The organism is Sorangium sp. So ce281 (assembly GCF_051527395.1).
GTDB classification, from domain to species: domain Bacteria; phylum Myxococcota_A; class Polyangia; order Polyangiales; family Polyangiaceae; genus Sorangium; species Sorangium cellulosum_B.
Genome location: NZ_CP150322.1, coordinates 6,201,760 through 6,225,267 on the forward strand (window position 1 = coordinate 6,201,760; position 23,508 = coordinate 6,225,267).

Annotated in this window: 25 protein-coding genes; 15 read left to right on the forward strand and 10 right to left on the reverse strand. The window is 70.1% G+C overall.

Features of this window, described 5'->3' with window-relative positions:
* Positions 1-79: 79 nt before the first annotated feature.
* Both WMF27_RS23475 and WMF27_RS23480 read right to left on the reverse strand, forming a co-directional pair.
* Positions 80-1,621, reverse strand: coding sequence for an NCS1 family nucleobase:cation symporter-1 (locus WMF27_RS23475; protein ID WP_437766655.1), 1,542 nt, complete (start codon positions 1,619-1,621; stop codon positions 80-82).
* An 80-nt stretch (positions 1,622-1,701) separates the two neighbouring features.
* Complete coding sequence (locus WMF27_RS23480) at positions 1,702-2,628, reverse strand: PAS domain S-box protein (protein ID WP_437766654.1); 927 nt, start codon at positions 2,626-2,628, stop codon at positions 1,702-1,704.
* Between the two features lie 631 nt (positions 2,629-3,259).
* Between WMF27_RS23480 and WMF27_RS23485 the strand changes: the two genes are divergently transcribed.
* Both WMF27_RS23485 and WMF27_RS23490 read left to right on the forward strand, forming a co-directional pair.
* Positions 3,260-4,009: a hypothetical protein gene (locus tag WMF27_RS23485; RefSeq protein ID WP_437766653.1), complete on the forward strand. Its 750-nt coding sequence runs from the start codon at positions 3,260-3,262 to the stop codon at positions 4,007-4,009.
* Between the two features lie 98 nt (positions 4,010-4,107).
* Positions 4,108-4,332, forward strand: a complete 225-nt coding sequence (locus tag WMF27_RS23490) for a hypothetical protein (protein ID WP_437766652.1) — start codon at positions 4,108-4,110, stop codon at positions 4,330-4,332.
* 549 nt (positions 4,333-4,881) lie between these two features.
* Here the strand turns inward: WMF27_RS23490 and WMF27_RS23495 are convergent.
* Positions 4,882-5,373: a hypothetical protein gene (locus WMF27_RS23495; RefSeq protein ID WP_437766651.1), complete on the reverse strand. Its 492-nt coding sequence runs from the start codon at positions 5,371-5,373 to the stop codon at positions 4,882-4,884.
* 161 nt (positions 5,374-5,534) lie between these two features.
* On the opposite strand from WMF27_RS23495, the gene WMF27_RS23500 reads away from it, so the two are divergent.
* Together WMF27_RS23500 and WMF27_RS23505 are read left to right on the forward strand one after the other, a co-directional pair.
* Positions 5,535-6,356, forward strand: a complete 822-nt coding sequence (locus WMF27_RS23500; RefSeq protein WP_437766650.1) for a hypothetical protein — start codon at positions 5,535-5,537, stop codon at positions 6,354-6,356.
* Positions 6,357-6,861: 505 nt separating this feature from the next.
* Entirely contained in the window at positions 6,862-7,818 is a 957-nt protein-coding gene (locus WMF27_RS23505; RefSeq protein ID WP_437766649.1) for a hypothetical protein, read from the forward strand.
* Between the two features lie 55 nt (positions 7,819-7,873).
* On the opposite strand, the gene WMF27_RS23510 is transcribed toward WMF27_RS23505, so the two are convergent.
* On the reverse strand, positions 7,874-8,857 hold the full coding sequence (locus WMF27_RS23510; protein ID WP_437766648.1) for an aldo/keto reductase: 984 nt from the start codon (positions 8,855-8,857) through the stop codon (positions 7,874-7,876).
* Positions 8,858-8,990: 133 nt separating this feature from the next.
* Here WMF27_RS23510 and WMF27_RS23515 point away from each other — a divergent pair, with 133 nt between their 5' ends.
* Complete coding sequence (locus WMF27_RS23515) at positions 8,991-9,119, forward strand: hypothetical protein (protein WP_437766647.1); 129 nt, start codon at positions 8,991-8,993, stop codon at positions 9,117-9,119.
* Positions 9,120-9,265: 146 nt separating this feature from the next.
* Here the strand turns inward: WMF27_RS23515 and WMF27_RS23520 are convergent, their stop codons facing one another.
* The gene (locus tag WMF27_RS23520) at positions 9,266-9,688 is read right to left on the reverse strand and encodes a DoxX family protein (RefSeq protein WP_437766646.1); all 423 of its coding nucleotides are present in this window, start codon (positions 9,686-9,688) and stop codon (positions 9,266-9,268) included.
* 214 nt (positions 9,689-9,902) lie between these two features.
* Between WMF27_RS23520 and WMF27_RS23525 the strand changes: the two genes are divergently transcribed.
* The gene (locus tag WMF27_RS23525) at positions 9,903-12,350 is read left to right on the forward strand and encodes a hypothetical protein (RefSeq protein WP_437766645.1); all 2,448 of its coding nucleotides are present in this window, start codon (positions 9,903-9,905) and stop codon (positions 12,348-12,350) included.
* 51 nt (positions 12,351-12,401) lie between these two features.
* On the opposite strand, the gene WMF27_RS23530 is transcribed toward WMF27_RS23525, so the two are convergent.
* Entirely contained in the window at positions 12,402-12,824 is a 423-nt protein-coding gene (locus tag WMF27_RS23530; protein ID WP_437766644.1) for an ADP-ribosylation/crystallin J1, read from the reverse strand.
* A gap of 290 nt (positions 12,825-13,114) precedes the next feature.
* On the opposite strand from WMF27_RS23530, the gene WMF27_RS23535 reads away from it, so the two are divergent.
* Positions 13,115-13,663 (forward strand): EF-hand domain-containing protein, encoded by a 549-nt coding sequence (locus WMF27_RS23535; protein WP_437766643.1) that lies wholly within the window; start codon positions 13,115-13,117, stop codon positions 13,661-13,663.
* Positions 13,664-13,760: 97 nt separating this feature from the next.
* Here the strand turns inward: WMF27_RS23535 and WMF27_RS23540 are convergent, their stop codons facing one another.
* The 3 genes from WMF27_RS23540 to WMF27_RS23550 all read right to left on the reverse strand — a co-directional run bounded on the left by WMF27_RS23540 (position 13,761) and on the right by WMF27_RS23550 (position 15,391).
* On the reverse strand, positions 13,761-14,255 hold the full coding sequence (locus tag WMF27_RS23540; protein ID WP_437766642.1) for a hypothetical protein: 495 nt from the start codon (positions 14,253-14,255) through the stop codon (positions 13,761-13,763).
* Between the two features lie 96 nt (positions 14,256-14,351).
* Positions 14,352-14,747: a hypothetical protein gene (locus WMF27_RS23545; RefSeq protein ID WP_437766641.1), complete on the reverse strand. Its 396-nt coding sequence runs from the start codon at positions 14,745-14,747 to the stop codon at positions 14,352-14,354.
* Between the two features lie 68 nt (positions 14,748-14,815).
* Positions 14,816-15,391 carry a hypothetical protein gene (locus WMF27_RS23550; RefSeq protein ID WP_437766640.1) on the reverse strand — a complete coding sequence of 192 codons (576 nt, stop codon included), beginning with the start codon at positions 15,389-15,391 and terminating at the stop codon, positions 14,816-14,818.
* Between the two features lie 383 nt (positions 15,392-15,774).
* Here WMF27_RS23550 and WMF27_RS23555 point away from each other — a divergent pair, with 383 nt between their 5' ends.
* The gene (locus WMF27_RS23555; RefSeq protein ID WP_437766639.1) at positions 15,775-16,590 is read left to right on the forward strand and encodes a hypothetical protein; all 816 of its coding nucleotides are present in this window, start codon (positions 15,775-15,777) and stop codon (positions 16,588-16,590) included.
* A 523-nt stretch (positions 16,591-17,113) separates the two neighbouring features.
* Here WMF27_RS23555 and WMF27_RS23560 read toward each other — a convergent pair.
* A complete protein-coding gene (locus tag WMF27_RS23560; protein ID WP_437766638.1) occupies positions 17,114-17,620 on the reverse strand; it encodes a hypothetical protein in 507 nt (168 codons plus the stop codon).
* Positions 17,621-18,162: 542 nt separating this feature from the next.
* Between WMF27_RS23560 and WMF27_RS23565 the strand changes: the two genes are divergently transcribed.
* The 7 genes from WMF27_RS23565 to WMF27_RS23595 all read left to right on the forward strand — a co-directional run bounded on the left by WMF27_RS23565 (position 18,163) and on the right by WMF27_RS23595 (position 23,419).
* Positions 18,163-18,663, forward strand: a complete 501-nt coding sequence (locus WMF27_RS23565) for a hypothetical protein (RefSeq protein WP_437766637.1) — start codon at positions 18,163-18,165, stop codon at positions 18,661-18,663.
* Between the two features lie 333 nt (positions 18,664-18,996).
* Entirely contained in the window at positions 18,997-19,605 is a 609-nt protein-coding gene (locus tag WMF27_RS23570) for a YdeI/OmpD-associated family protein (RefSeq protein WP_437766636.1), read from the forward strand.
* Between the two features lie 29 nt (positions 19,606-19,634).
* The gene (locus WMF27_RS23575; protein WP_437766635.1) at positions 19,635-19,979 is read left to right on the forward strand and encodes a VOC family protein; all 345 of its coding nucleotides are present in this window, start codon (positions 19,635-19,637) and stop codon (positions 19,977-19,979) included.
* A gap of 136 nt (positions 19,980-20,115) precedes the next feature.
* Positions 20,116-21,267, forward strand: coding sequence for a penicillin-binding transpeptidase domain-containing protein (locus WMF27_RS23580; RefSeq protein ID WP_437766634.1), 1,152 nt, complete (start codon positions 20,116-20,118; stop codon positions 21,265-21,267).
* A 56-nt stretch (positions 21,268-21,323) separates the two neighbouring features.
* Positions 21,324-21,956: an endonuclease III gene (gene nth, locus WMF27_RS23585; RefSeq protein WP_437766633.1), complete on the forward strand. Its 633-nt coding sequence runs from the start codon at positions 21,324-21,326 to the stop codon at positions 21,954-21,956.
* A gap of 7 nt (positions 21,957-21,963) precedes the next feature.
* On the forward strand, positions 21,964-22,647 hold the full coding sequence (gene ung, locus WMF27_RS23590) for a uracil-DNA glycosylase (protein ID WP_437766632.1): 684 nt from the start codon (positions 21,964-21,966) through the stop codon (positions 22,645-22,647).
* Between the two features lie 7 nt (positions 22,648-22,654).
* Complete coding sequence (locus WMF27_RS23595) at positions 22,655-23,419, forward strand: YkgJ family cysteine cluster protein (RefSeq protein ID WP_437766631.1); 765 nt, start codon at positions 22,655-22,657, stop codon at positions 23,417-23,419.
* Positions 23,420-23,508 lie beyond the last annotated feature (89 nt).

The window sequence follows — 23,508 nt, forward strand, 5'->3', positions numbered from 1 at the left end:
CGGCCGTTCGCGGCCGACGGCGCTGATGCCGTTTTGGATGGGCGGTGGGGTCGCGCGCCGCGGCGCGAGGCGATGAGGATCAGGCCGCGGCGAGCTTGGCCGGGCGGCGAATCAGCGAGAGGGCGACGTAGACGACGAACGAGATGGCGAAGCCCGTGAACCAGGCATAGTTGTAGAGATCCATCCATGCCTTGGAGACCGTCGCGACCTTGATGGTGCCGAGGAAGCCAGGCAAGTTGGGCGAGATGCCGGCGGCGAGGGCGACGATCGCGACGGGGTTCCACCCGCCCTCGTACCAGTAGATCCCTCCCCGCTTGTAGAGCTGGGTGACATCGAGGTTGGTCCTGCGGACGACGTAGTACTCCGCGATCAGGATCGCGCCGAGGGGGCCGAGCAGCGCGGAGTAGCCGACGAGCCAGGTGAAGATGTACCCCGTCGGGTCGCTGACGAGCCGCCACGGCTGCATCAGGATCCCGATGATGCCGGTGATGAGGCCGCCGGTGCGGAAGGAGATCCGCGACGGCCAGAGGTTCGAGAAATCGTTCGCCGGGCTCACGACGTTCGCGGCGATGTTGGTCGCCAGGTTGGCGATGCAGAGGGCCGCGAGCGAGATGATCAGGACGACCGGGTTCTCGAAGCGGGTGATGACGACGACCGGATCCCAGAGCGTCTCGCCGTAGATGACGACCGTGGCGGAGGTGACGGCGACGCCGATGAACGAGAAGAACGCCATCGTGGGCGGCAGGCCGATCGCCTGCCCGATGACCTGATCGCGCTGCGAATGCGCGTAGCGCGTGAAGTCCGGGATGTTGAGGGCCAGGGTGGCCCAGAAGCCGACCATCGCCGTGAGCGCCGGGAAGAAGAAGACCCAGAACTGGCCCTCCTTGGGCTGCCCCACCCCGAAGGACGAGGGCTTCTCGAGCATCGGGCCGAACCCACCGGCGCGGCTATAGGCCCAGAGGAGCAACGCCAGGCCGAGGCCGATCAGGAGAGGCGCCTTGATGTTCAGCAGGATCCGGATCGACTCGATGCCCATGCGAATGATCCAGATGTTGATGCCCCAGAAGAACAGGAAGCAGGCGAGCTGCGCGACGTTGATGCCCAGCGGCGTCGGCGGCATCTGCTCTATCGACGGGATGAAGACCGCCACGATCTTGTAGATGGCCCACCCGCCGAGCCACGTCCCGATCCCGAACCAGCCGCAGGCCACGAGGGCGCGCAGGACCGCGGGCACGTTCGCCCCCCGGATGCCGAAGGCGCTCCGGCAGTAGACGGGGAACGGGATGCCGTACTTCGTGCCCGCGTGCGCGTTGAGGATCATCGGCATGAGCACGATGACGTTGCCGAGGAGGATCGTGAGGACGGCCTGCCCCCAGCTCATCCCCTCGGCGATCAGGCCCGAGGCGAGCATGTACGTCGGCGTGCAGGCGCACATGGAGACCCACAGCGCGGCGATGTCCTTCATCCCCCATTTGCGCTGATCCAGGCGCACGGGCGCGATATCTTCGTTGATGTAGCGCGAGTCGATGTCCCCTCCTGTCTGCTGAAAGCCCTCGCTGGCCTTCGCGCCGTGAGCAGCCGAATGCACGTCGGGTTGAGCAGTCGTTTGCGTGTGCGCCATCGTCGATGAGGCTACACGATCGCACGTGAGACTGGATAGTGGGCAGGCGCGCCCTCTCCGGCGCACGCCGAGACGCGGTGCTAGCTGCCCTGGGGGGCCGGAGGTCGAGGGGCGGTGAGCCCGCGCCGCAGGGCGAACGCGATACCCTCTTTCAGGGTCCGGAGCGTCACGACGCCGCCGACGCCGACGCCCTGCGCGACCAGCGTCTGCGCGATCCGCGGCTGGATGCCGGTGAGCACCACCTGGGAGCCGAGGAGGTTCACCGCCTTGGCCAGCCGGATGAGCGAGTCGGCTACCTGCGAGTCGATGACCCCCACGCCGGTGATGTCGAGGACCACCGTCCTGGCGCTGTGCGTGACGACCCCGTTGAGCACGGTCTCGAGCGTCGCCGCGGCGCGGTCGCTGTCGAGGAAGCCGATCAGCGGCACCGCGATGACCTGATCCGCCACCGGCATGAGCGGGGTCGACAGCTCGCGGACCATCTGCTCGAGCCGCTGGGTCTTGTCCGCCACGCGCGCCTCGAGCTCGGCGTTGAGGCGCCTCACCTCGTCCTCCGCGTGCCGTCGCTCGGTGACGTCGACGCCGATCGCCTGGAACTCGGCGAGCGGCCCCCCCTCGCCGAGCGGGGCGCGGTTGGTCCAGTGCAACCAGCGGATCGAGCCGTTCGGGAGGATGACGCGGTGCTCGGTGTGGACGATCGGGTTCTCGGGGCCGAGCTTCGCGAACTGCCGGGCGAGCTGCGGCCCGTCCTCGTCGGGGACCAGCGGCATGAAGCGGTGGCCGACCAGCTCCTCCCGCGTCTTCTCGAAGTACCGGCAGTAGATGTCGTTGACGAAGGTCAGCGTGCCATCCATCCGGAAGCGGCAAATGAGCTCGGTCTGGTCATCGACGATGCCCCGGTAGCGCGCCTCGCTCTCCCGCAGGTCCTTCTCGACGCGCTGCTTCTCGGTGAGCTCCCGCTCGAGCTCGGCGTTGCGGAAGCGGAGCGCCTCCAATTCCGCTCGCATCGTAGCGAGCACATCCGCTTCGCCGTCGTTCATGATCTGGGGATTCCTTGGCGCGCAGTGTGGACAGTTACGTCCGTCCTAGCTATCTTATCAAAGGACGACCCCGCCGGGTGAACTTCGAGCACGAGGAAGGCACGCGCACGCGCAGCGCACGTCCTCCTGTCCGGTCGGCGCATCGTGACGCACCAGATCGGCTGTCTGCGGGCATCTCGTGGTTCGTCTCGTGTGCGAGCGTACTCTTCAGGAGGCGACCACTCCATGGGACCGGACGAGCTGCCGCCTCGTCGCAGGACAGGCGCCCAGGGCCGCGCGGGCAGAGCCGCGGGCGTCATGACTCGATGCGTAACGCTCCTCGGCGAACCGAACACCCGATCGGATAGGCGCACAGCGCGCCTCCGCTGACGTGGACGTGGCGACTCCGCGGCGACGCGGCAAGGACCCCGCTGGAAGGCCACGTAGCCCCGCGAGCCCCGCCGCATGAGCGAAAGACGATGGCGCGCGAGCCGGCTCGCTGAGGGCAGCGCCCACCATCGCGTAAGCCACAAAAACATACACATACCCACTAAAATCACGGATCGCGTCCGTGAAGTGATAATTTTTTCTCCGCGGATACAATGGCGACGTGTATCACATGCCTGTGTCAGCACGTGCTGCGCGGGTGAAGGGCAGTGCCGGAGGTGGGTCGGAGCCGGAGCCGAGGAAGCCCGGGCGCGGCGTCACGCTCGACTCGCTGGAGGCGGTGCTCCGCGCCAGCGCCTCGCCGCGGGAGTGGGGCAGGTTCGTCAAGGCCACGGCCATGTCGGCGATCCCGGGTGCGGGGAAGAGCGGGAGGAAGCTCGACTACTCCGCTTACTTCTATGCGCTCCCGACCGGCACGACCGCGGAGGGGGGTCCCCTGTACCTCTACGGAGATCTCCGCCCGGTCCCCGGGGAGGAGGCGAGCGCCCACCTCAAGCTGCGCTGGGAGATGATGCCGGAAGGGGCCATCCCGCAGCGGATCAAGAGCTCCAGCCGCGTCGTCGGAGGGTGGCCGAAGGTACTTCAGCGCATCGCGGCGGACTGGCCGGGGGGCGAGGCGGCGAGCGTCGATGTGACGGCGACCTTCGTGATCGATGAAGGGGCCTACAGGCCGCTCCCGGCGCTCAGGCTCAAGTCCAGGCCGTCGATCGCGCGCTCGCACCGGCTGACCCAGACGGCCGTCGCGTGGTCCGTCGATCCGCCGAGCGGCCCGGTGGCGCGGCTGTCCATCGCGCTCCTCCGCGCGACGGAGCTCGTCCTCGTGGCCTCGGGGCGACACGCGCTGACGCTGGGCCCGGACATGGCAGCAGAGCTGGAAGGTGCGGTATGGGAAGGCGCCCGCAGGTTCCTCAAGGCGACGTGACCGCGCCCGGGCGCCGGCGCTCGCCCCGCGCGTCCGCCAGGCTCTGGTCGGGGGGCGAGGTGACGCAGCCGAGCTCCTCCGCAAAGGAGCCGGAGACGATGCGGGTGTCACGCACCACGGTCTCCGAGCTCGGAGGCCCGGAGACGCCGCCGACGCTCGCCGCGCACGAGGACCGCCTCCGCAGCCTGGAGCAGCGGTTCGCGCAGCTCGGGATCCAGGTCGAGGAGCGCGTCGGCCACCTCGCGCGGCAGATCAAGCACCTGCGGCGCGACGTCGACGGGCTCGCCCGCGAGCCGGCGCGGGGCGCTCGCCGGCCTGGTTGACGGGTACGGCGGGAGGCGGCGCGCCGAACGGCTCACCGAGGTAGGGTTCGGCGAGCCAGGGACGAGCCGACCGCCGGCCCATCCAGGCAGGCTGGGGCAACGCGAGCTGGGCGAGCTCGGCGAGGGAGGAGCTCGCTGCCGGGAGCGCTCGCGCCGCTCCGCCCTCCGGTGCCCGGTCGCGCGACGGAACCGGAAGCGCCTGGGCGTCACCTGGGGCGCGCCGGATGAGCGGAACGCCCGACACGCCTTCACCGCGTTGCGACACGAGGTCTCCCCTGTGGAGTCGACTCGCCATGAGCCGACAGTCAGGCCGTGCGCGACGGACTAGATCCGCCGGGGCGATGACGCAAGGTCAATAACGCCGAATTGCGCGCGCGGAACGGCCGCTGGAGCATTACGCCAACGGGTCACAAATTCTCATCCGGCGCGTGGATTCAGCGCATTGCCGGAACCGGTTCGATTTTCTCAGCTGAAGACAACTTACCGAGTACGGGGCTATTTCGCGTGGGATCGCGCCTGCCCCGTGGGCTCTTGATCTGCGCCGTCGGGTTACTGCGCCCGCCGGAGCGTGGCGACGCCCTTCCAGGGCGGCGTCTGCGCGTGCACGACGAGCTCGTCCTGGCCCGAGAACTCGCACAGCGCCTCGTAGGCGACCCCCGCCTCGTCATAGGAGACGATCTTGAACCGATCCCACGCGGGGTCGCGGATCTCGTAGGCGCGGTCCACGTGGAGGCCGGGTGAGTCGGCGAGGATGCGCTTTCCATCGAAGCGGACGACCAGGTGCGCGTACTGGAACTCGAGCATCGACGCGAGCATCGGCTCGAGCGGGACCTCGGGCTCGAACCGGACGAGCCTGAAGCTGCCGCGCAGGCGCGCGTCGATCGACGAGATCGCGGCGCCCGCCTCGGGCCCCTGGGCGGTGCTCGAGCCGCAGCCGGCCGCCTGCGCGGCGAGGACGGCGGCGCACGCGGCGAGCAGGAAGCGGGACGCGCGGGACGCGCGGGATGGACGGAGGGAGAGACGGCGCGCCGGGGGCGACATGGGCGGAGCTTAGGGCGAGCGGACGGACAGCGCAAAGCGGCGCAGGAGCGCGCGGCCGTGGGCACGCCGCAGACGAGAGAACGAAACATCTTCCTGCCGCGTCCGCTTCCGCGCACGCTTCCACCTCGAGCGCCGCGGTCGCGCTCGCGGGAGGGGGGAGCATGACAGACGTCCTGAGAGGCACCGATTTCGTCGCAGGCCTTCCGGAAAACGCGTGCGCCGCGCGCGAGGAGGCCATCCTCGAAGCGGTGCAGGCCGGTCACCTGGCGCCGATCTCGTGGGTCCCGGTGTACAGCCAGCTCGACGAGCGCCGCGCGACGTTCCTGGTGAGCGCCGACGCGCTCCGCATCGGCGACGCGGAGGACTCCGTCCGCGTCAACGCCTCCGCCCGGACGACCCAGCGAATCGCGGATCTGCTCGAGTGCGCGATGCTGACGACGCGCCTCTGCGATCTCGTGTGGGAGCAGGCCACCGTGCGGATCCCGCCGTGCATCGGCGCCCCGGATGCCACGATGGCGAACACCTCCCGCATGCTGGAGCACCACCGCCGCCTTGAGGAGCAGGTCGCAGGGAGGGCCGGGCTCATCGAGAACGTGGGCAAGCACTGGGTACTCACGAACCGCCTCGCGGAACGCCCCGACCGGGCCGCCAACTACGGCTGGTTCGACCCGGGCGCGGCCCACAGGTACGGCCCGCACACGCTGTGGCAACCTCTCGGGCTCGCGCACGATCCGGATCACGTGGACTACTCGCAGGTCGTCCGCCTCGTGCGGCGGCGGTGCACGGTCGACGAAGCGGAGCGCGATCTGCACGAGGTGATGACCGACCCGGCGCTCGCCGGTCTGGTCTCGTCCGAGGGTCCCCTGCGCGTCCTCCGGCTGCCCGGGGTGCCCGAAGAGGCGTGGCTCGCTGCGCCCCTGAAGGAGCGCGCCGGCCGCGCGCCCCTCGGGGCGTCCGTCCCGCATCCTGGCGAGCGTCGCTGACCGCGGCGGGCTCGGCGCGCACCACCTTCGCGGTCGTCCCTGCGCAACGCCGCTCCGATTGCGCGAGTCCCTGCTCAAGTTGCGCAAACCAGCGCAGGCCACCCCGCGCGAGAACATCGATCACGTTGATCAAGCGAGGAATGAACCGCCAAGACGCCATAAGACGCCAAAAAAACACAAAAATCTTGGCGTCTTATGGCGTCTTGGCGGTTGGAAATTCTGCGCTTTTCAGGCAGTTTCAACCCGTTTGTCGCCCTAGCGCCCCGCGGCGTCGCGTCCCCGGAGCGCCTGGCCAGGTCGTGGGCCCTCGACGCAGGGCGTGGCACGGAGCGTGATTGGAGGCCAGCCGTGGGGAACGAGGACACCCGCGGGAGACGTCGCTCGGCGACCTCCAGGGTGCCCGAGATCGCTTCAACCCACGTCGCCCCGCGCCGGGACACGCCCGGGGGGGCCCAGCGTCGAGCTGAAATTCCCTCAGACACCCAAGGCCACAAAGGATCGCGCCATGACCGACAGAGCTCACAGGCTTCTCGCCAGCAATCCTCGTCGAACGTACCGAGCCGCGCCTCTGCTCGCCGCGGCGTTCATGATGGGCTGCGCCGCCGCGTCGACCGAGGCGGACGACGCCGCCCCTCTCGCCCAGCCCTCGGCCGACGGCGGGCTGCGCTTCGCGAGCGAGCACGACGCGCTCGGGTGGGTCGCCAGGCGGGCCGAAGAGCTCGAGATGGGGCCGGTGATGGTCGAACGAGACGAGGGAGGCCGGCCCATCAAGGTGGCCGGCGTGTCGATCGGCTCGCCCGACGAGATCGCCGCGGCGAAGGCGGGCTTGATCGGCGAGCTGGGCGGTGAGGACCGTGCGGTCGAGATCGCGGGGGAGCGCTATCTCCTGGAAGACCAGGAGTCCGGGCTGTTCGCCGCGATCGCCCACTGCAACGGCGGCCTCTGCACGAATGACGAGTCGTTCAAGAGCGACTACGTGTTGTATCGAGAGCTCGGCAGCCGAACCTCGGTGACGTCAGGGGGGTTCGAGACCCGGCGCCAGACGATCCAGGGCCGCGGAGAGTACGAGTGCGTGGACCTGCCGGGGCCCCTGCCCGTCAAATGCACCGGCTACTGCACGTATCCGTCCGGCTGCCCTTCCGGTTTCACGGTGGAGAGCACCGCCGGCTACCCCACGTGCAGGACGACCTGCGTCGGCCAGGTGCGCAACGTGACGCTCTCGATCTCGATCGAGGGCTTCGAGTTCTTCGAGTCGAGCGGCATCCTCGTCCCCTCCATCCCGGCGCGAAGCGGCACGACCCACGACTCGAGCCTCGAGGTCAAATACTGGGAGTACGGCATCGGCATCGACTCCGTGATCTCCGACGCCGATGGGCTGTGCGGCTCCCACTCGACGTCCGGCCCGGACGGGTTCGTCGTCGCCAAGAGCCACTGGGGCAGCGTGCCCACCGCGTGCCAGTAGCCCTCGCGCGGCGCTCGCGGCCGCGGACCGAAGCGTGCTCCTCAGGCCGCGGCGCTCACCGGTTCACGAGCTGCATGCCGGGCTCCGGATAGCGAAGGCCGACGGCCGCGCCCTTCGGCGCCACCGCGTCCAGGCGCCGCAGATCGCCCTCGGTCAGCTCGATCGCCTCCGCGGCGACGTTCTCCTCGAGGTAGCTGCGGCGCTTCGTGCCGGGGATCGGGACGATGAAGTCCCCCTGCGCGAGCACCCAGGCGAGCGCGAGCTGCGACGCCTTCACGCCCTTCTCCCGCGCGACGCTCTCGACCTTCACCACGAGATCGAGGTTCCGCTGGAAGTTCTCGCCCTGGAATCGCGGCGAGGTGCGGCGGTAGTCGTCCGGCGCGAGATCCTCGAAGCGCCGGATCTGCCCCGTGAGGAAGCCGCGGCCGAGGGGGCTGTACGCGAGGAAGCCGATGCCTAGCTCGCGGCACGTGGCGAGCACGTCGTCCTCGGGATCGCGCGACCAGAGCGAGTACTCGGTCTGCACCGACGCGAGCGGGTGCACCGCGTGGGCGCGCCGGAGCGTCGACGAGCTCGCCTCGGAGAGGCCGATCGCGCGCACCTTGCCGGCCTTCACGAGGTCCGCCATCGCGCCGACGCTGTCCTCGATGGGCGTCTTCGGATCCACGCGGTGCAGCTGGTAGAGATCGATCACGTCGACGCGCAGGCGCCGCAGGCTCGCGTCGCAGGCCGCGCGGATGTACGCCGGCGCGCCGTTGATGCCGCGGACCGTGACGTCGTTCGGGTCGCGGACGATGCCGCACTTGGTCGCGAGGACGACGCGATCGCGCCGGCCCGCGATGGCCCGGCCGACGAGCTCCTCGTTCGTGAAGGGACCATACATGTCCGCCGTGTCGAGCAGCGTGACGCCGAGCTCGACGGCGCGGTGGATCGTGGCGATCGCCTCGGTCTCGTCGCGCTCACCATAGAAATCACTCATGCCCATGCAGCCGAGGCCGAGGGCGGAGACCTGCAGAGTTCCGAGCTTGCGGGTGTGCATGGTGGGGCTCCTTGGCGCCACGGAGAGGCCGCGGCGACGGACGCCAACGTAAAAGTGAGCGCACGCACGGAGTCAAGGGCGGTTCGACCCCTCGAGCGACCGGTTGGAGGGTGCTGGCACCCTCCCGGGAGAGATGAATCTCTGGCCGGAGGCTGTCGACACCCTCCCGGGAGAGATGAAACTCTCGCCGGAGGCTGTCGACACCCTCCCGGGAGAGTTGAAACTCTCGCCGGAGGCTGTCGACACCCTCCGGGAGAGATGAAACTCTCGCCGGAGGCTTCAGACAGCCGTCACACTGTACAATTCAGATGAAGACGGGGTGCTCGCCCGGCACCCCGGGCGCTCCTCCATCACAGACCGCGCGACCCGCTCAAGCTCATCGGTCGCGCGAGCATTTCTCGATCCCCGCTACTTCCGGAACGGGAGCAGCGCGCGCAGCCGCTCGTCACGCAGGAGCAGCCCGCCCCAGATCATCGCGGCGACGTACACAGGGAACAGGACGTGGCTGAACAGCGGGTTGTCGACGCGCACGTGCGTGGCGACGGCGCCGCCCAGGAAGCCCGTCAGCAGGATCGCGCCGAGCACGGAGGTGCGCGGGATCATGTAGGTGACGACGCTCGCCAGCAGGACGAGCCCGATGCCGCGGACCGAGCTCACGGGATAGCCGAGCTGCTCCGACCCCTCCAGCACCTGGGGCACCCTCATCAGCTTCCCGAGGCTGTCGAAGAGCAGGAACGCCACCGAGAGGCCGCTGAGGATCCGCCCGGCCCAGACCTTCTTGTTCGACACAACCACCGGCTCCTGCTGCGACATCAAGGCGCTCGTCTCCATCGTCTCCTCCTGGCTCGCTCTGGACAGATCGGTCCTCCCGCCCCGGCGTCATGGCGGCGCGGCGCGGCCGATTCGATCCCTAAGACCGCGCGACCGTGCCCGACTCATCGGTCGTCCGGAAGATTTTTTCCTGGGCCGCGCTCGGCGGCGGCGCACGAGCGCCCGGAGCGCGGAGCGCTTGACTCACGAAGCACACCGCCAGAGGCTCTGCGCCATGAGGGGCAGGAGCAGGGCTGCAGCAGCGACGGTCTGGCTCTGGGCCGTTGCCACGGTTGCGCCTGGCGGCTGCGCGCAGAATATCCGCGCGGAGCAGGGCGACGATGGGCAGAGCCCAGGGACGGGCGGCGCAGGGGGCATGTCGGAGCCAGGACCGGCGACGGTGCACCCCGAGCAGCTGGTGCAGGGTTCGGTCGACAAGATCGACCTCCTCCTGGCGATCGACAACTCGGGCTCGATGGCCGACAAGCAGGACGTCCTCGCCATCGCGATCCCCGACCTCGTGCACGGTCTCGTCAACCCGCGCTGCATCCACGAGACCGGCGCGATGCCCCCGACCACGGTCGGCTCGCCGAACGACCCCTGTCCGCAGGACTACAGGCGTGAGTTCGCGCCGGTCAAGGACCTCCACATCGGCATCATCAGCTCGAGCCTCGGCGGCCACGGGTCGGGCGCCTGCCAGGCGACGACGAGCGCCTCGAACGTGGACATGGCGCACCTCCTCGCGCGCAGCAACGAGAGCTCCACCGAAAACGACCTCCCGACCTACCTCGACCGGGGCTTCCTGGCCTGGGATCCGGATCAGAAGCTCGATGGCGAGCCGGAGAGGCCGGATCCGCTCGACGGCGAGGCGGACATCAGCGCCGATTCGAGCGCCGACCTCAACGACACGTCGCTGGTCGGGCAGCTCACCGCGATGGTCAGGGGCACGGGGCAGACCGGCTGCGGCTTCGAGGCGCAGCTCGAGAGCGTGTACCGCTTCCTCGTCGACCCGGAGCCCTACGCGACGATCAGCGTCGACCCGGCCACCGAGTACATCGTCGTCACCGGCGAGGATGCCGTCGTCAAGACGCAGCGCGCCGACTTCCTGCGGCCGAGCTCGCTCCTCGCGATCCTCATGCTCACCGACGAGAACGACTGCTCGATCCGCGAGGAGGGCATGGACTACCTCGTCGCGGAGACCGCGCCGGGCTTCCGGATGTGGCGGCCGCGCGCCGAGTGCGCCCAGGACCCGGGCAACACGTGCTGCAGGTCGTGCCGCCAGGATCAGACGGGCTGCACCGAGGACCCGGCGTGCACAGGCCCGGACGGCGACGCGGCCAGGCTGACCGCCGCGGAGGACCCGGTCAACTCTCGCTGCTGGGACCAGAAGCGCCGGTTCGGCTTCAACTTCCTCTATCCGATCGACCGCTACAGGCGCGCCTTCACCGAGACGCAGATCCCGAACCGCAGGGGCGAGCTGGTCCCGAACCCGATCTTCAGCGATCTGAACCCGGACGACCTCGACTACGGCATCCGCGATCCCGGGCTCGTCTTCTTCGCCGGCATCGTCGGCGTGCCATGGCAGGACATCGCGCGCCAGAACGCGCAAGGCCAGCCCGACCTGCTGAACGGCCTCAACCAGGAAGGCGAGCCGGTCGGTGGGCTCAAGAACGCCGACGAGCTCAGCGCTCCGGTGGGCGACTACGCCAGCACCTGGGAGCTCATCCTCGGCGATCCCGCGAAGTACCAGCCGCCGAAGGATCCCTTCATGGTCGAGTCGATGAAGCCTCGCTCGGGCATGAACCCGATCACGGGCGATGCGATCGTCGGGCCGCAGGCGACGGGCTGGAACGACATCAACGGCCGCGAGTATACGATCCCGGAGGACGGCTCGGGGGACCTCCAGTACGCTTGCATCTTCGATCTCCCCAGGGACGCGGTGAAGCGCTGCGACGGGCAGGCTCAGAGCTGCGACTGCATAGCGGTGGGGGGTCAGGCGACCGACAACCCGCTGTGCGAGCCGGAAGCGGGGAACGACCAGGAGGATCCGGGGCCCAGGTCGACGACGCAGATCAAGGTGAAGGCCTACCCGAGCCTCCGCGAGCTGCAGCTCATCCGGGAGCTCGGCCCCCAGGGCATCGTCGGCTCGGTGTGCCCGCGCCAGCTCACGGACGCGAACGCGGCCGACTTCGGCTACCGGCCGGCGATCGGCGCCATCATCGAGCGTCTGAAGACGGGGCTCGACAGCCGGTGCCTGCAGCGCACGCTGACGCCCGAGGCTGGAGGGGAGGTCGCCTGTCTGATCCTCGAGGCGCGCAACTCCCAGGGCGCGTGCAGCTGCGCTGACATCCCGGCGCGCGCCGACGTCACGGAGGAGCACGCGGCGGCGAAGGAAGAGGTCCTCGCCGATCCGATCGCAGCGGCCGCCGGCTGGGATTGCGTGTGCGAGATCGAGCAGCTCGCAGGCGCAGAGGGCGAGGCGTGCAGGCACGACGCGAGCGACGATGTCGAGGCGGGCGGCGAGCCGGTACACGGGTGGTGCTACGTCGACCCGGCGAACGGCCGCGGCGACCCGGCCATCGTCGCCGACTGCCGGGCAGACGAGCGCCGCAAGATCCGGTTCGTCGGCAGGGGTGAAGCCCAGCAGGGGGCCACGCTGTTCATCGCCTGCCCCGGCGAGTAGGTCCATCTCGCCGGGAGGGGGCTGGCTGCGGGGGTGGAGAGCTCCACGGCCTCAACTTCCCTTCGTGGGCGGGTTGCGGAGCCAACCGAGGGGAAGGCGGGTCGCAGGATCGATGTCTCCCTGAAACATCGGCCCGCAATAGACCTCGGTGATCTCGATGGTCCCGACGAGATGCCGGTTGAACTCCTCCAGCTCCTCGGCGGGCACCCAGAGCTCCTCGTGGGAGCGTCCGCCCGCGATCTGCACAGGATACCTGCGAGCAAAGTCGTCCTCGACCTCGAACCGCGTCACCCACCCCGCGAACCCGGAGGTCTCATCGGCGGTGTTCCAGTCGCGGGCGATCTTGCGCGCGTAGTCCTCGGTCAGCACCGGATAGAAGATCGGCTGATGCGACAGCCGCGGCGGGAACGCTCGATAGCCGGCCTCTGCGATGAGCCGGAGCTCGGCGAGGCCCACGGGGCGGTACAAGATCATCGTCGTCTCTGCTTCCACTATACCCCCGCTGGACGTGGATCTCGGCGTCCGTCTGCCGGAGCCGGCGCGGCGACCTCGATGCGATGCGCGGAGGCTCACACGAGCGGGCTGCGCGCGGCCCCTGCCCACGGGCGGGTGGTGGCGGGCCGGGGCCGAGCGAGGTGCCGTGGGCCACGGCCGCGCCCGCTGAAAAAAGATCGAGGTACGCGTAGGGAGGGCGGCCCGGGGCGCGTCCCAGGAACAGAAGCCGGCAAGAACACGCTGGCCCTTGCACCAAGGAGCACGACCCGATGACCCTCGCCCTCTTCTCCAACAAGACCCACACCGCGCTCCGTCGCTTCATCCTCGGCAGCTTCCTTGCCGCGGCCGTCCTCGCCGGAGGCGGAGCGGCCTACGCGGCGAACGGCGCGGGCGGAACGGGGGGCAAGCCGGCGCCGCACCAGGGCCAGGGCAAGGACGCCCACCGCCAGCACGGCCCGAAGGACCCGGCCCGCCTCATCAAGCGCTTCGACAAGAACGGCGACGGCAAGCTGACCGTCGCAGAGCTCCCCGAGAAGGCGCAAAAGCGGCTCGGAAAGGCCGACACCAACAACGACGGCACCCTGTCGGCCGAGGAGCTCAAGGCGCACGCCGAGCTGCGCATGAAGGACCGGCAAGCGAAGCACAAGGCGCGCTTCGCCAAGAAGGACAAGAACGGCGACGGCTTCCTCACCAAGGACGAGGTGGGCGACAAGCGCTGGGAGCGGATGAAGGCGGCGGACGCGAACCGCGACGGCAAGGTGAGCGCCGACGAGCTGCGCGCGGCGCGCCCCGCGCGCAAGGCGCCGGCAGCGCGGTAGCTCCGAGGCGAGCGGCCGAGCTTCGAGGCGAGCGCCCGGTCACGCGCACCGGGCCGCGCCAGGGCTTGCCCCCGTCCCCTGCCCTCCCCCTGCCCGTTCATGGCTCCGGCGCGGACCGGAGCACCTCATCGCCGAGCGCTCGCAGCGCGCTCTCCAGCGCCGGCAGGTCGCTCCCCTCGATCTCCCATTCCTTCCGGCTGTAATATTTCGCCGCGCCCCGCGGAGCGCCGCTCAGATCGAGGCAGTAGTCGAAGCCCTTCACATCGCACGGCCGCGCATCGAAGGCGACCTCGTGCTTCGATTTGTCCTGCGGGAAGAGCAGCTGCGCCTTGTCGTTGCCGCGGAGCTCGTAACGAAACAGGGCAAACGAGCCCTCGTACTGAGACGCACGCCGGAAGATGCCGATCGGCTCGTCGGCGAGCAACGCGACGAGCTCGACGCGGTCCGTGTCGCCCGTCGGAATCCGCTCGATCCAGACGCGGCCGACCAGCGTCTTCGGGTCGGAAGCGCGTGAGCTCAGGAGCCCGTAGCCGGCTGCGACCGCCGCGAGCGCGATCGCCGTGACCGTCATCATCCTGGAAACGCGGTTCATGGGCGGCATTCTACCCCTTGCAGCGCCGCACGGGGCCCGAGATCGAGGCCCGCGGTCCGCCTGCCGCGGCGCCGGGGAGCAGCCGAGCGCGCCCGCTCAAGAGCCGAGCGGCGCGCCGCAGCGATCGCAACCCTTCGTTCGGTACGAGTGCTTCGCCTCGCAGTTCAGGCAGTGCTTCGGCAGGAAGTAGAGGAGCGCCAGGCCGATGCAGGTCGCCAGCCCCACGATCCCCCACGCGCCGCTACGGCCGCGCATCTTCGCGTAATACACGAGGGCGGTGATGAACAGGACGACGCCGACGAGCGAGATGGCAGCTTTGTCCGTCGCGCGACCCACCGATTGCAGAAGGAACCCCGGCACCCCGTACAGGAGGCTCAAGTTGCTGTAGCGACTCAGCTTCTTCTGAATCTCGAGGCGCCGCTCCGGGCTGATCTGCGCGACGCCCTCGGCGTGAGGCTCGATGGATGCGGTCGGAGGTGCGTAAGGGTTCATGCGTTCTTCCTTCCCGGCGCGGTCTCGCTGAGCGCCGCGCGGCGAGGCTCCCAGGGGTAGCAGCGAGGTCAGCGCCGCGGAACTGTCTCCTCGCCGGAGGCCGTCCCCTCGCCCGGCGCTGTCTCCTCGCCGGCGCTCGCTGCGGCCGCGGCGCCGCGCTTCCTCGGACGCTTCGGAAAGAGCGGGAGCTGCCGCTCCAGCACCTGGCTCCGCCAGGCGAGCAGGGTCTGCGCGCGCCGGCGCGCCGTCTCCTTCCCGATGCCCGCGGTGAAGCGGAAGATGCGCCGCGCGAGCGCCTCCCGCGTCGGCGCCGCGGGCTCGAAGAGATCCGGCGCGACCTCCTTCACGACCTCGCACGCGAAGATCGCGCGCCGCAGGTGCGCCCGCTCGTCGGCGGAGCCGGACGACGTGGCGAGAAGCTCGCGTGCCGCAGGCGTGATCGAGACGCCGTCGTCGACGAGCCAGCCGAGGACCCGGGCAGCGGCGAGCGCATAGCCGACGTGCCGCAAGGAGATGCCCGTCTGCTCGGAGATCCGCTCCTTCTCGGTCACCCCGCCCGAGAGCGCCTCCAGCACGCGCCGCACGTTCGCGAGGCTGTCGGCCTGGGGGATCTCGGCGCTGTGCAACAGGCGGGTCGTCGGCATGGGCGGCAAGGAACCCCCGACCCCCGGCCGGGAGACGACACCATAGCGCGCCAAGGCACGGCGTGGGTCTCGAAGACGCCCGCCGGGGCCGAGCGCGCCGTCGATGCACTTCTCCAGCGCGCGCGCTGCGCCTGCCGGGTCGCGGGCGCCTGGTCCCTGTGCCAGAGCTGCCTGCGCCTGGCACACGTGGCGCAGCGCGCTGGCGAGCGCGCTCGGGAAAGCGCCCGGATTGGGCGGAGCGCGCGATGGAACGGTTGCTGCCAAGTCGGCCAGGGCCGAGGCTCGCGTCGAGCCCGCCGCGGCCCTCCGGGACATCGCGCCTGAAGGAGGGAGCGCTCCGGTTCTCCCCTTCACAGCGCCCTCGCGTGTTCCAGGTGCTCCCCATGAGATCCTTCCTTCGCGCATTGACCCGCTGGCAAGCGACTCCCGTGTTCACCCTCGCGGTGCTGTGTCTCCACTGCGGCTCGAGCGTCGAGTCAGACGCGATGGGCGGCGGCGGCTCCACCGGCGAGGGCGGCGGCGGTAGCTCCACCAGCGAGGGGAGCGCCGACAGCACCTCGACCGGCGAGGGCGGCGGCGGAAGCTCGAATGGATCGGGCGCCGGCGGCTCCACCGGGGAAGGCGGCGGAAGCTCCGCAGGCGAAGGTGGAAGCTCCACGGGGGCGGGCGGCGGCGGAAGCTCCACCGGGGCGGGCGGCGGCGGCGGGTGCCGCCTGCCGGACAACCCCGCTGTGTTCGAGATCGGGACTGGCCAGACCTGCTTCGAGAGCATCGAGGAGGGCGCCACGCTCCCGGTGATGGCCGGGCCGCAGGGGGGATATCACCTCTGGTTCGCCGTCGGCTGCAGCGATTGCGGCACGAGGGTCCGCGTGCGGTACAGCGTCAAGGACCCTGCGACCGGGGACCTGTTCCCCCCGGGCGTGCCGCAGGAGGGGATGATCGAGCTCCTCCCCGGGGAGTTCCCGCACGCGTACGGGCTCATCGCGTTCCTCCCCGGAAGGCAGTGGGAGCCGGAAGCCGTGCTCAAGGAGGGGACCCACGTGATCCTCGCGGCGGAGGCGCGCAACGACGACGGCTCGACGAAGCATACCGCGCAGCTGGAGGTCGTCCTCGGCGCCACCGTGGCCTGGGGGCTGCCGTGCAGCGACGATCCGGCGACCTGCGACGCGCCCGGCGGGGCGCCGTGCTGCACCGACTGAGCGACGGGGCGCGGAGCCCATGTTCGGTGCGCCCGGCGCGGGTTCTCCCGACTTGCGCGCCGAGCGGAGGCGGCGTGGATCAGAAGACGACGGCGCCGGGCGAGCAATGTTGGCCGTGTGCACGACGTCGGTCTTGAGCCACGTCGCGATGGCGCCGTAGTTCAGGTCATTGCTCGTGGCAGGCCAGGAGTCCGCCGATGGGTTCTCTCCGGCCGGGGATGGATTGATCGACGGGCTGTCCTTCCTCCTGAGCACGCTGAGCACGCAGCGTGCCGGTCCGGCGGGCGCGGATTTCCGGTGATCTTGAGGGGGTGCTCGTGGACCGAGCGCCGGGAAGGGAACACGCCAACAGCTCTGTTACAATGCTCCAGGCGCCGGTGTGGAGGCTGTGGCCTGAAGGCCAGGACCTCCAGGCGCAGAGGCGTGCCTCTCCAGGAGGCCGCGCCGGCGGTGCTGACGGCGCGCGAGCGCAGCGTAGACGGAGGACGCGCGGTGCTGGAGCGCGCCGTGGCGGCGTCGGGCGTCAGCCCGGCGGGAGCAGGGCGAGCAGCGCTCTGGCGGCAACCTTCTTGTCGAGGACAAGCACGCTCCGGATGAGCCTTGCGCTCCCCGTGAGCTTCTCGCCCAGCGCCTCGCCGGCGATCTCGAGCCGACAGGCCAGGAGGCGCTGCGGGTAGCGGGAGAGGAGCGCGTCGCAGTCGCGATAGAAGCGGGTGCTGCCGTCGCTCGCGAGGAAGAGGATGCGCGACGCGCGGGCGTTCTGCGGGCTCTCCGGGGCCCTCCTGGCCGCGGCGTCCAGCCCCTTCTGCTCCCTGGCGAGCTTATCGGCGATGAGCTCGAGGCCGTGGCAGGCGTGCTCGGCCGCGAGCGCGCCGCGGAGCTCCGCGGCCAGCGCGTCGGTCATCGGGAGCGTCGCCACCCGGTTCCGGCCGCTCTCCCACAAGAGACCCGCATGCTTGGTGAGGAGCTCGAACACCGCGTCATGGCGCGGATCGGCGACGAGATCTTTCGGCAGCTTGAGCACATGCACCTCTGCGCGCACCCTACCAGACCCGGAGCGCGGCGACGACCGCCGCGGCGGCGGGCCTCCCGCACGCGGGCCCGTCGGACCGGGGCATCCCTTCCGTGGGCTCGCGCGCTCGGCATTCCGGAGCTTCCAGCGGGAGCCCGAGCCGCGCGCGGATCTCCCTCGCCATCGCTGGCTCAGCCACAGCACCTGAAAGACGCCTCCTGCCACACATCAAGTACAGAAGAGCACGTCGACCTGACAGGTCGGCCGCAAGAGCTGGCTTGGACGAGGCCACCTCGGCGCGTCGCCTAGGCGCGGCGCCGTCCCCGTCCGCGCGGTCCACCGCGCCCCCACAAGCGCCTCGTGGCACCCCGGAAAGGCCGCGACCGCGCCTGTGTTCGACGGGTCTACCGTACGGCGCTGGACCGCACTCGGAGCTTGCGGCGCAGCGCCACTGCATGAGACACTCCGTGCGCGAGGTCACCAAAGGCGCCCCAATACATGGACCTCGTCCGCCGGCTTCGGTTGACCAGTCGACTACTCGTTGAACGGAAGAACAGCCAGTGCCCCATCCCTACGATAAAATCGTTGAGCACCTTAGGGCCGCCTTCGCGGCGACGGTCGCCGTGGGTCTACGGGACGCGATGGCAAAGGGTGGAGTGGGCGAAATACTGCTCGCACACCACATGGGCCACTTACTCGCTGTTTCGGACAAGGGTGCCGACGGAGTCGCGCCAACCGGCGAGAAATTCGAGTACAAAGTCAGCATTACAGACCAGTTCAACTTCCACTTCGGCACACGAGAATCTGTGGATCGACCGGAGTCGAAGGTCAGACGGCACTTCGTGGGTGTTACTGCCGCGATTTGTGCAAAGAGGGAGGGAGGCACGATCGTGCGGGCAGTGCTTGTGCCCGCCGATTCTCTCCTTAACGACCTGGTGAGCCACTTCGCCGGAACGACCGGCACACAGCTCAACAAGAACTATAGGATGAATGACATTTTGCGCCTGCCAGGCGCACGCGAGGTAACCGACAACGTTCTCTTGAAACCAGGGGCGGAGTGACTCGGTCACAGGATCGCTAAACCGAGGCAAATCGGGACGAGCTGCCAATCCCTGCCGTGGCATCATCACCGATGTTTCAATATCGTTCAGCGCTCCAACATGCCGTTGAAGCTGTCGGTCGGTTGCCTTTGTTGCCCGCCTGCGGCTTAACGACACGTTGGGCAGTAAAAAAAGACACACAGAAAGGCGAGTTGTGGACACGGGCGCAACTTGGTCGCCATGGGCAACCTTCGATGTTCTCCCTCCCGAGGAAGAGCCCTGGTACGTGCAGAGGACCCGGCGTGCCGGCTCCCTGGGCACCTTGATCGATAGACTTCAACCGGGACCTTTTTCATGGCGCCGATCATTCCCAATCCAGACAAGATCAAGAGCTTCCCCACCGAGGCGGCCTTCGAAGCCTGGATGGCCGCCAACCACGCCCGCGAGACCGAGCTGTGGCTGAAGATTCACAAGAAGGACTCCGGCGTGCCGACGGTGAGCACCGCGCAGGCGCTGGACGTGGCCCTGTGCTGGGGGTGGATCGACGGCATCCGGAAATCCTTCGACGAAGTCTCGTTTCTGCAGCGGTACACCCCTCGCAAGGCGAGGAGCGTCTGGAGCCAGATCAACAGGGATCACATCGCGCGGCTGACGGCAGCCGGCCGCATGACGCCGCACGGCCAGCGGCAGGTCGACGCCGCGAAGGCGGATGGTCGCTGGGAGGCCGCCTACGCCCCCATCCGCAGCGCGACCGAAGCCACCGTTCCCGACGACCTTCGCGCGGCCATCGAGGCGAACCCACGGGCGCGCAAGACGTTCCAGACCCTCGGGCGCCAGAACCTCTTCGCGCTGGCGTTTCGCACGAACAACATGAAGACGCCCACCGGGCGCGCGAAGAAGATCGCGGCGCTGGTGGAGATGCTGGCGCGCGGTGAGACCCTCGTGCCGGAAGGGCGGCGCTGACCTCGGTCGGCGCGCGCGGGTCCCTTCCAATGAGCGTGCAACGTGTTGCCTACGTGGTCCTCCGGTGCGCGGACCTCGAGCGCTCGCGGCGGTTCTACGAAGGCCTTGGCCTGCGCTTGTCCCCGGAGCAGCACGGCAACGGACCGAAGCACTACGCGTGCGACGTGGGTGGCATGGTCCTCGAGCTCTATCCGCTCTCCGACAAGCCGACGTCCGGCCTCCGCCTGGGGCTCGTCGTTTCCGACCTCGATCGGATCCTGGAGTCGCTCCGAGCGCTGGGCGCGGTGGTCGGCGCCACCGGCTCGGAGGGCAGCTCGCCCGTGACGGTCATCGATCCCGATGGCCATCGGATCGCCCTGGAACAAGAGCGCTGAGCCGCTCCAGGGCAAAGCCGGGGAGCGGGCGCTGCTCCTCATGGACCGCTCCCCCCTCCTCCTTGGGCGACGAGGCCCCGTCGCGAACGCCGCGCGGAACTTGGCCCGCGCGCCCTCTCCCTGGCATCTCCGCGGGGTGCGATCACGTCTCTTCCTCGCGCTCGCCGCCGCGATCGCCGTCGGGATCGCGCCGGCGACGGCATCTCCGGCGCCGCCGGGCGTCCGAAAGCTCCACGTCGAGGCCGGCGCGGTCCACGCCACGGTCGGCGCGTCGGGCAAGCAGGTGCGCCTCACGCTCGATCCCGAGCTCCAGCGCGCCGCCGAGCGCCTCCTCGCCCGCTCCGGCGCCCCCGAGGGCGCCATCGTCGCCTCCGACGTCCGCACCGGCCGCATCCTCGTGTGGGCGAGCCGCGGAGACAGGGACTACGTCGCCACCCCGCTCGCCCCGAGCGCGAGCCTCTTCAAGATCGTCACCGCGGCGGCGCTGCTCGAGGGCCGCAAGGTGAACGTCGCCACGCCCGTCTGCTACACGGGCGGCATGAGCGCGATCACCGCGGCCGATCTGGAGGGCCGCGGCACCACCTGCACCGTCTTCGGCGAGGCGCTCGGCCGCAGCATCAACGGCGTCTTCGCGCGCCTCGCAGGCCGGCACCTCACGGCCGACGACCTGCGCAACAAGGCCCGCGACCTCGGCTTCGACGGCGAGGTCCCCATCGACATCCCCGTCGCGCCGAGCACCGCCAACATCCCCGCCGGCGGGCTCGGCCTCGCCCGCGCCGCCGCGGGCTTCTGGAGCGGGCGGCTCAGCCCGCTCGGCGCCCTGTTCGCCATGCAGACGATCGCCAACGACGGCGAGCGCGTCCGCCTCTCGCTGCTCGCGCCGCCGGGCGCGCACGACGCGAAGGACCGCGAGGACGCGGGCGCGCTCGCGCCGCGGAGCACCGACGGCCGCGGCCTCCGGGCCGACGTCGCGCGCACCCTCCGGTCGATGCTCGAGGTCACGACGCGGCGGGGCACCTGCGCCAAGGCGTTCCGCAAGCCGGACGGCACCCGCGCCCTCGGCACCATGCCCGTCGCCGCCAAGACCGGCACGCTGGTCGGCGGCAGGCCGTCGCGGATGTTCTCGTGGTTCGCCTCGTTCGCGCCGTCGGATCGCCCCGAGATCGCGGTCTCCGTGATGCTGGCCAACGACATCGCGTGGCGCACCAAGGCGAACCTCGTGGGGCGCGAGCTGCTCGAGATCTACTTCGGCCGAAGGCGGCCGGGGCTCGTCGCGCGGCGGCGCTGAGGGGCCGAGCCCCGCTGACGGGCGGCCCGGGGCTGGGTTACGCTGCGATGACCCCCATGAACGCCCGAGACCGCATCCCCCTCCTCCTCGAGCAGCTACGCGAGGCGTACCCCGACGCGCGTTACGAGCTCGACTGGAAGACGCCGCTCGACCTGCTCGTCGCGACCATCCTGGCCGCGCAGTGCACGGACGAGCGCGTCAACCGGGTGACCGCCACGCTCTTCCCGAAGTACCCGACGGCGCAGGCGTACGCCGACGCGCCCACGGCGGAGCTCGAGGAAGAGCTCAGGCCGACCGGCTTCTACCGCCAGAAGACGAAGACGGTGCAGGCCGCGTGCAGGGAGCTCGTCGCGCGCTTCGGCGGCGAGGTGCCCGCGACCATGGCCGAGCTCACCACGCTGCCGGGCGTGGCCAGGAAGACGGCGAACGTCGTGCTCAACACGGCGTTCGACATCCCCTCGGGGATCATCGTCGACACCCACGTCGCCCGCCTCAGCGGGCGCATCGGCCTCTCGAAGCGCGAGAAGCCCGAGCAGATCGAGGAGGATCTGATGAAGATCGTGCCGAAGGATCAATGGACGTTCTTCGGCCCTGCGCTGGTGCTGCACGGCCGCTACACCTGCGTCGCCAGGAAGCCGAAGTGCGGGGAGTGCCGGATGAGCGAGTTCTGTCCGAAGGAAGGGGTCTGAGCGAGAGATGAAGATCGATCTACCTGCCTCGTGGGAGCGCGTGCTCGCCGGAGAGCTCGAGCAGCCGTACTTCAAGAAGCTGGCGCGCTTCGTCGAGGACGAGCGGACGGCGCACCAGGTGTTTCCGGCGGAGGAGGACGTCTTCGCCGCGTTCAAGCTCACGCCGTACGAGAGCGTGCGCGTGCTGCTCCTCGGCCAGGACCCGTACCACGACGACGGGCAGGCCCACGGGCTGTGCTTCTCCGTGCGCCCGGGCGTCACGCCGCCGCCGTCGCTGGCCAACATGTACAAGGAGGCGGTCTCGGATCTGCCGGGCTTCACGATCCCGAGCCACGGCTGCCTCACCACGTGGGCGACCCAGGGGGTGCTGCTGCTGAACACCGTGCTCACCGTCCGGGCGCACACGCCGAACTCCCACAAGAACCAGGGCTGGGAGTCGTTCACCGACGCGGTCATCAAGAAGGTCAACGACAGGCCCGACGGGGTGGTGTTCGTGCTCTGGGGTGGCCACGCGCAGAAGAAGGCGAAGCTCATCGACGCGAAGCGCCACACGGTCATCAAGGCGGCTCACCCCTCGCCGCTGTCGGCGAGGAGCGGCTTCTTCGGCAGCAAGCCGTTCTCGACCATCAACAGCGCCCTCCGCGCCCGCGGCGCCGACGAGATCGACTGGCGGCTCCCGGAGACCGCGTAGCGCCGCGATGACCCGGCGGAAGCGCTCCCTGCCGCTCGCCCGCGGGACGCGGTACACCCCCGCCGTCCTCGAGGGGATCGCCGACGGGGAGCGCGCCGCGCTCGCGCCGTTGCTCGCCGCGCGCACCGAGGCCGGCGCTGTGTCGGCCGCGGCCTCGGCGCTCGCGCGGGCCGAGGCGCTGCAGGCGGCCTCGGCGGGCGCCGAGCCGCCCGATCGGCCCATCGCCTGCAGGGCCGGCTGCGCGACCTGCTGCGTCAGCAAGGTGCTCGTGCTGGCGCCGGAGGTGCTCCGCATCGCGGCCCACCTGCGCGCCACGCGGAGCCAGGCGGAGCTCGCCGCGCTGGAGGAGCGCGTCCGCGCCGCCGACGCGGCGACGCGCGGGCTCTCCCGCCTGGAGCGCGCCGAGGCCGGCGTCCCCTGCCCGCTGCTCGACGAGCGCGGCGCCTGCTCGATCCACGCTGTCCGCCCGATCGTGTGCGCGGCCTGGGGCTCCCTCGACGTCGCGGCGTGCGAGCGCCACTTCGCCGCGCCCGCGTCGATCCCCACGGCGCCGATGCACCGCCCGAGCTACGAGGTCGCCAACGCCGTCCTCGCCGGGCTGGGCTGGGCTGCGAAGGAGCAGGGCCTCGACGCCGCGCCGCTCGAGCTGATCGCAGCCCTGCGCATCGCGCTCGAGCGCCCGAACGCCGGCGAGCGGTGGCTCGCGCACCTCCCGGTCTTCGCCGCGGCCCGCGACGCCGAGTGGCAGGAGGATCGGCGGCGCGAGGGCTGATCGCGCGCCGCGATCGGCCCGCATCATCTGGGCGATCGCGGTCCGAGAAATCCGTTTAGGCTAGCGCGCCGTGGTGGCCGCCGCCGGTC

Excerpts from the sequence above, each read along its gene's own strand:
- WMF27_RS23475 (WP_437766655.1), bottom strand. The coding sequence starts at position 1,621 with ATGGCGCACACGCAAACGACTGCTCAACCCGACGTGCATTCGGCTGCT.
- WMF27_RS23480 (WP_437766654.1), bottom strand. The coding sequence starts at position 2,628 with ATGCGAGCGGAATTGGAGGCGCTCCGCTTCCGCAACGCCGAGCTCGAG.
- WMF27_RS23485 (WP_437766653.1), top strand. The coding sequence starts at position 3,260 with ATGCCTGTGTCAGCACGTGCTGCGCGGGTGAAGGGCAGTGCCGGAGGT.
- WMF27_RS23490 (WP_437766652.1), top strand. The coding sequence starts at position 4,108 with ATGCGGGTGTCACGCACCACGGTCTCCGAGCTCGGAGGCCCGGAGACG.
- WMF27_RS23495 (WP_437766651.1), bottom strand. The coding sequence starts at position 5,373 with ATGTCGCCCCCGGCGCGCCGTCTCTCCCTCCGTCCATCCCGCGCGTCC.
- WMF27_RS23500 (WP_437766650.1), top strand. The coding sequence starts at position 5,535 with ATGACAGACGTCCTGAGAGGCACCGATTTCGTCGCAGGCCTTCCGGAA.
- WMF27_RS23505 (WP_437766649.1), top strand. The coding sequence starts at position 6,862 with ATGACCGACAGAGCTCACAGGCTTCTCGCCAGCAATCCTCGTCGAACG.
- WMF27_RS23510 (WP_437766648.1), bottom strand. The coding sequence starts at position 8,857 with ATGCACACCCGCAAGCTCGGAACTCTGCAGGTCTCCGCCCTCGGCCTC.
- WMF27_RS23515 (WP_437766647.1), top strand. The coding sequence starts at position 8,991 with ATGAATCTCTGGCCGGAGGCTGTCGACACCCTCCCGGGAGAGATGAAA.
- WMF27_RS23520 (WP_437766646.1), bottom strand. The coding sequence starts at position 9,688 with ATGGAGACGAGCGCCTTGATGTCGCAGCAGGAGCCGGTGGTTGTGTCG.
- WMF27_RS23525 (WP_437766645.1), top strand. The coding sequence starts at position 9,903 with ATGAGGGGCAGGAGCAGGGCTGCAGCAGCGACGGTCTGGCTCTGGGCC.
- WMF27_RS23530 (WP_437766644.1), bottom strand. The coding sequence starts at position 12,824 with ATGATCTTGTACCGCCCCGTGGGCCTCGCCGAGCTCCGGCTCATCGCA.
- WMF27_RS23535 (WP_437766643.1), top strand. The coding sequence starts at position 13,115 with ATGACCCTCGCCCTCTTCTCCAACAAGACCCACACCGCGCTCCGTCGC.
- WMF27_RS23540 (WP_437766642.1), bottom strand. The coding sequence starts at position 14,255 with ATGAACCGCGTTTCCAGGATGATGACGGTCACGGCGATCGCGCTCGCG.
- WMF27_RS23545 (WP_437766641.1), bottom strand. The coding sequence starts at position 14,747 with ATGAACCCTTACGCACCTCCGACCGCATCCATCGAGCCTCACGCCGAG.
- WMF27_RS23550 (WP_437766640.1), bottom strand. The coding sequence starts at position 15,391 with ATGCCGACGACCCGCCTGTTGCACAGCGCCGAGATCCCCCAGGCCGAC.
- WMF27_RS23555 (WP_437766639.1), top strand. The coding sequence starts at position 15,775 with ATGAGATCCTTCCTTCGCGCATTGACCCGCTGGCAAGCGACTCCCGTG.
- WMF27_RS23570 (WP_437766636.1), top strand. The coding sequence starts at position 18,997 with ATGGCGCCGATCATTCCCAATCCAGACAAGATCAAGAGCTTCCCCACC.
- WMF27_RS23575 (WP_437766635.1), top strand. The coding sequence starts at position 19,635 with ATGAGCGTGCAACGTGTTGCCTACGTGGTCCTCCGGTGCGCGGACCTC.
- nth (WP_437766633.1), top strand. The coding sequence starts at position 21,324 with ATGAACGCCCGAGACCGCATCCCCCTCCTCCTCGAGCAGCTACGCGAG.
- ung (WP_437766632.1), top strand. The coding sequence starts at position 21,964 with ATGAAGATCGATCTACCTGCCTCGTGGGAGCGCGTGCTCGCCGGAGAG.
- WMF27_RS23595 (WP_437766631.1), top strand. The coding sequence starts at position 22,655 with ATGACCCGGCGGAAGCGCTCCCTGCCGCTCGCCCGCGGGACGCGGTAC.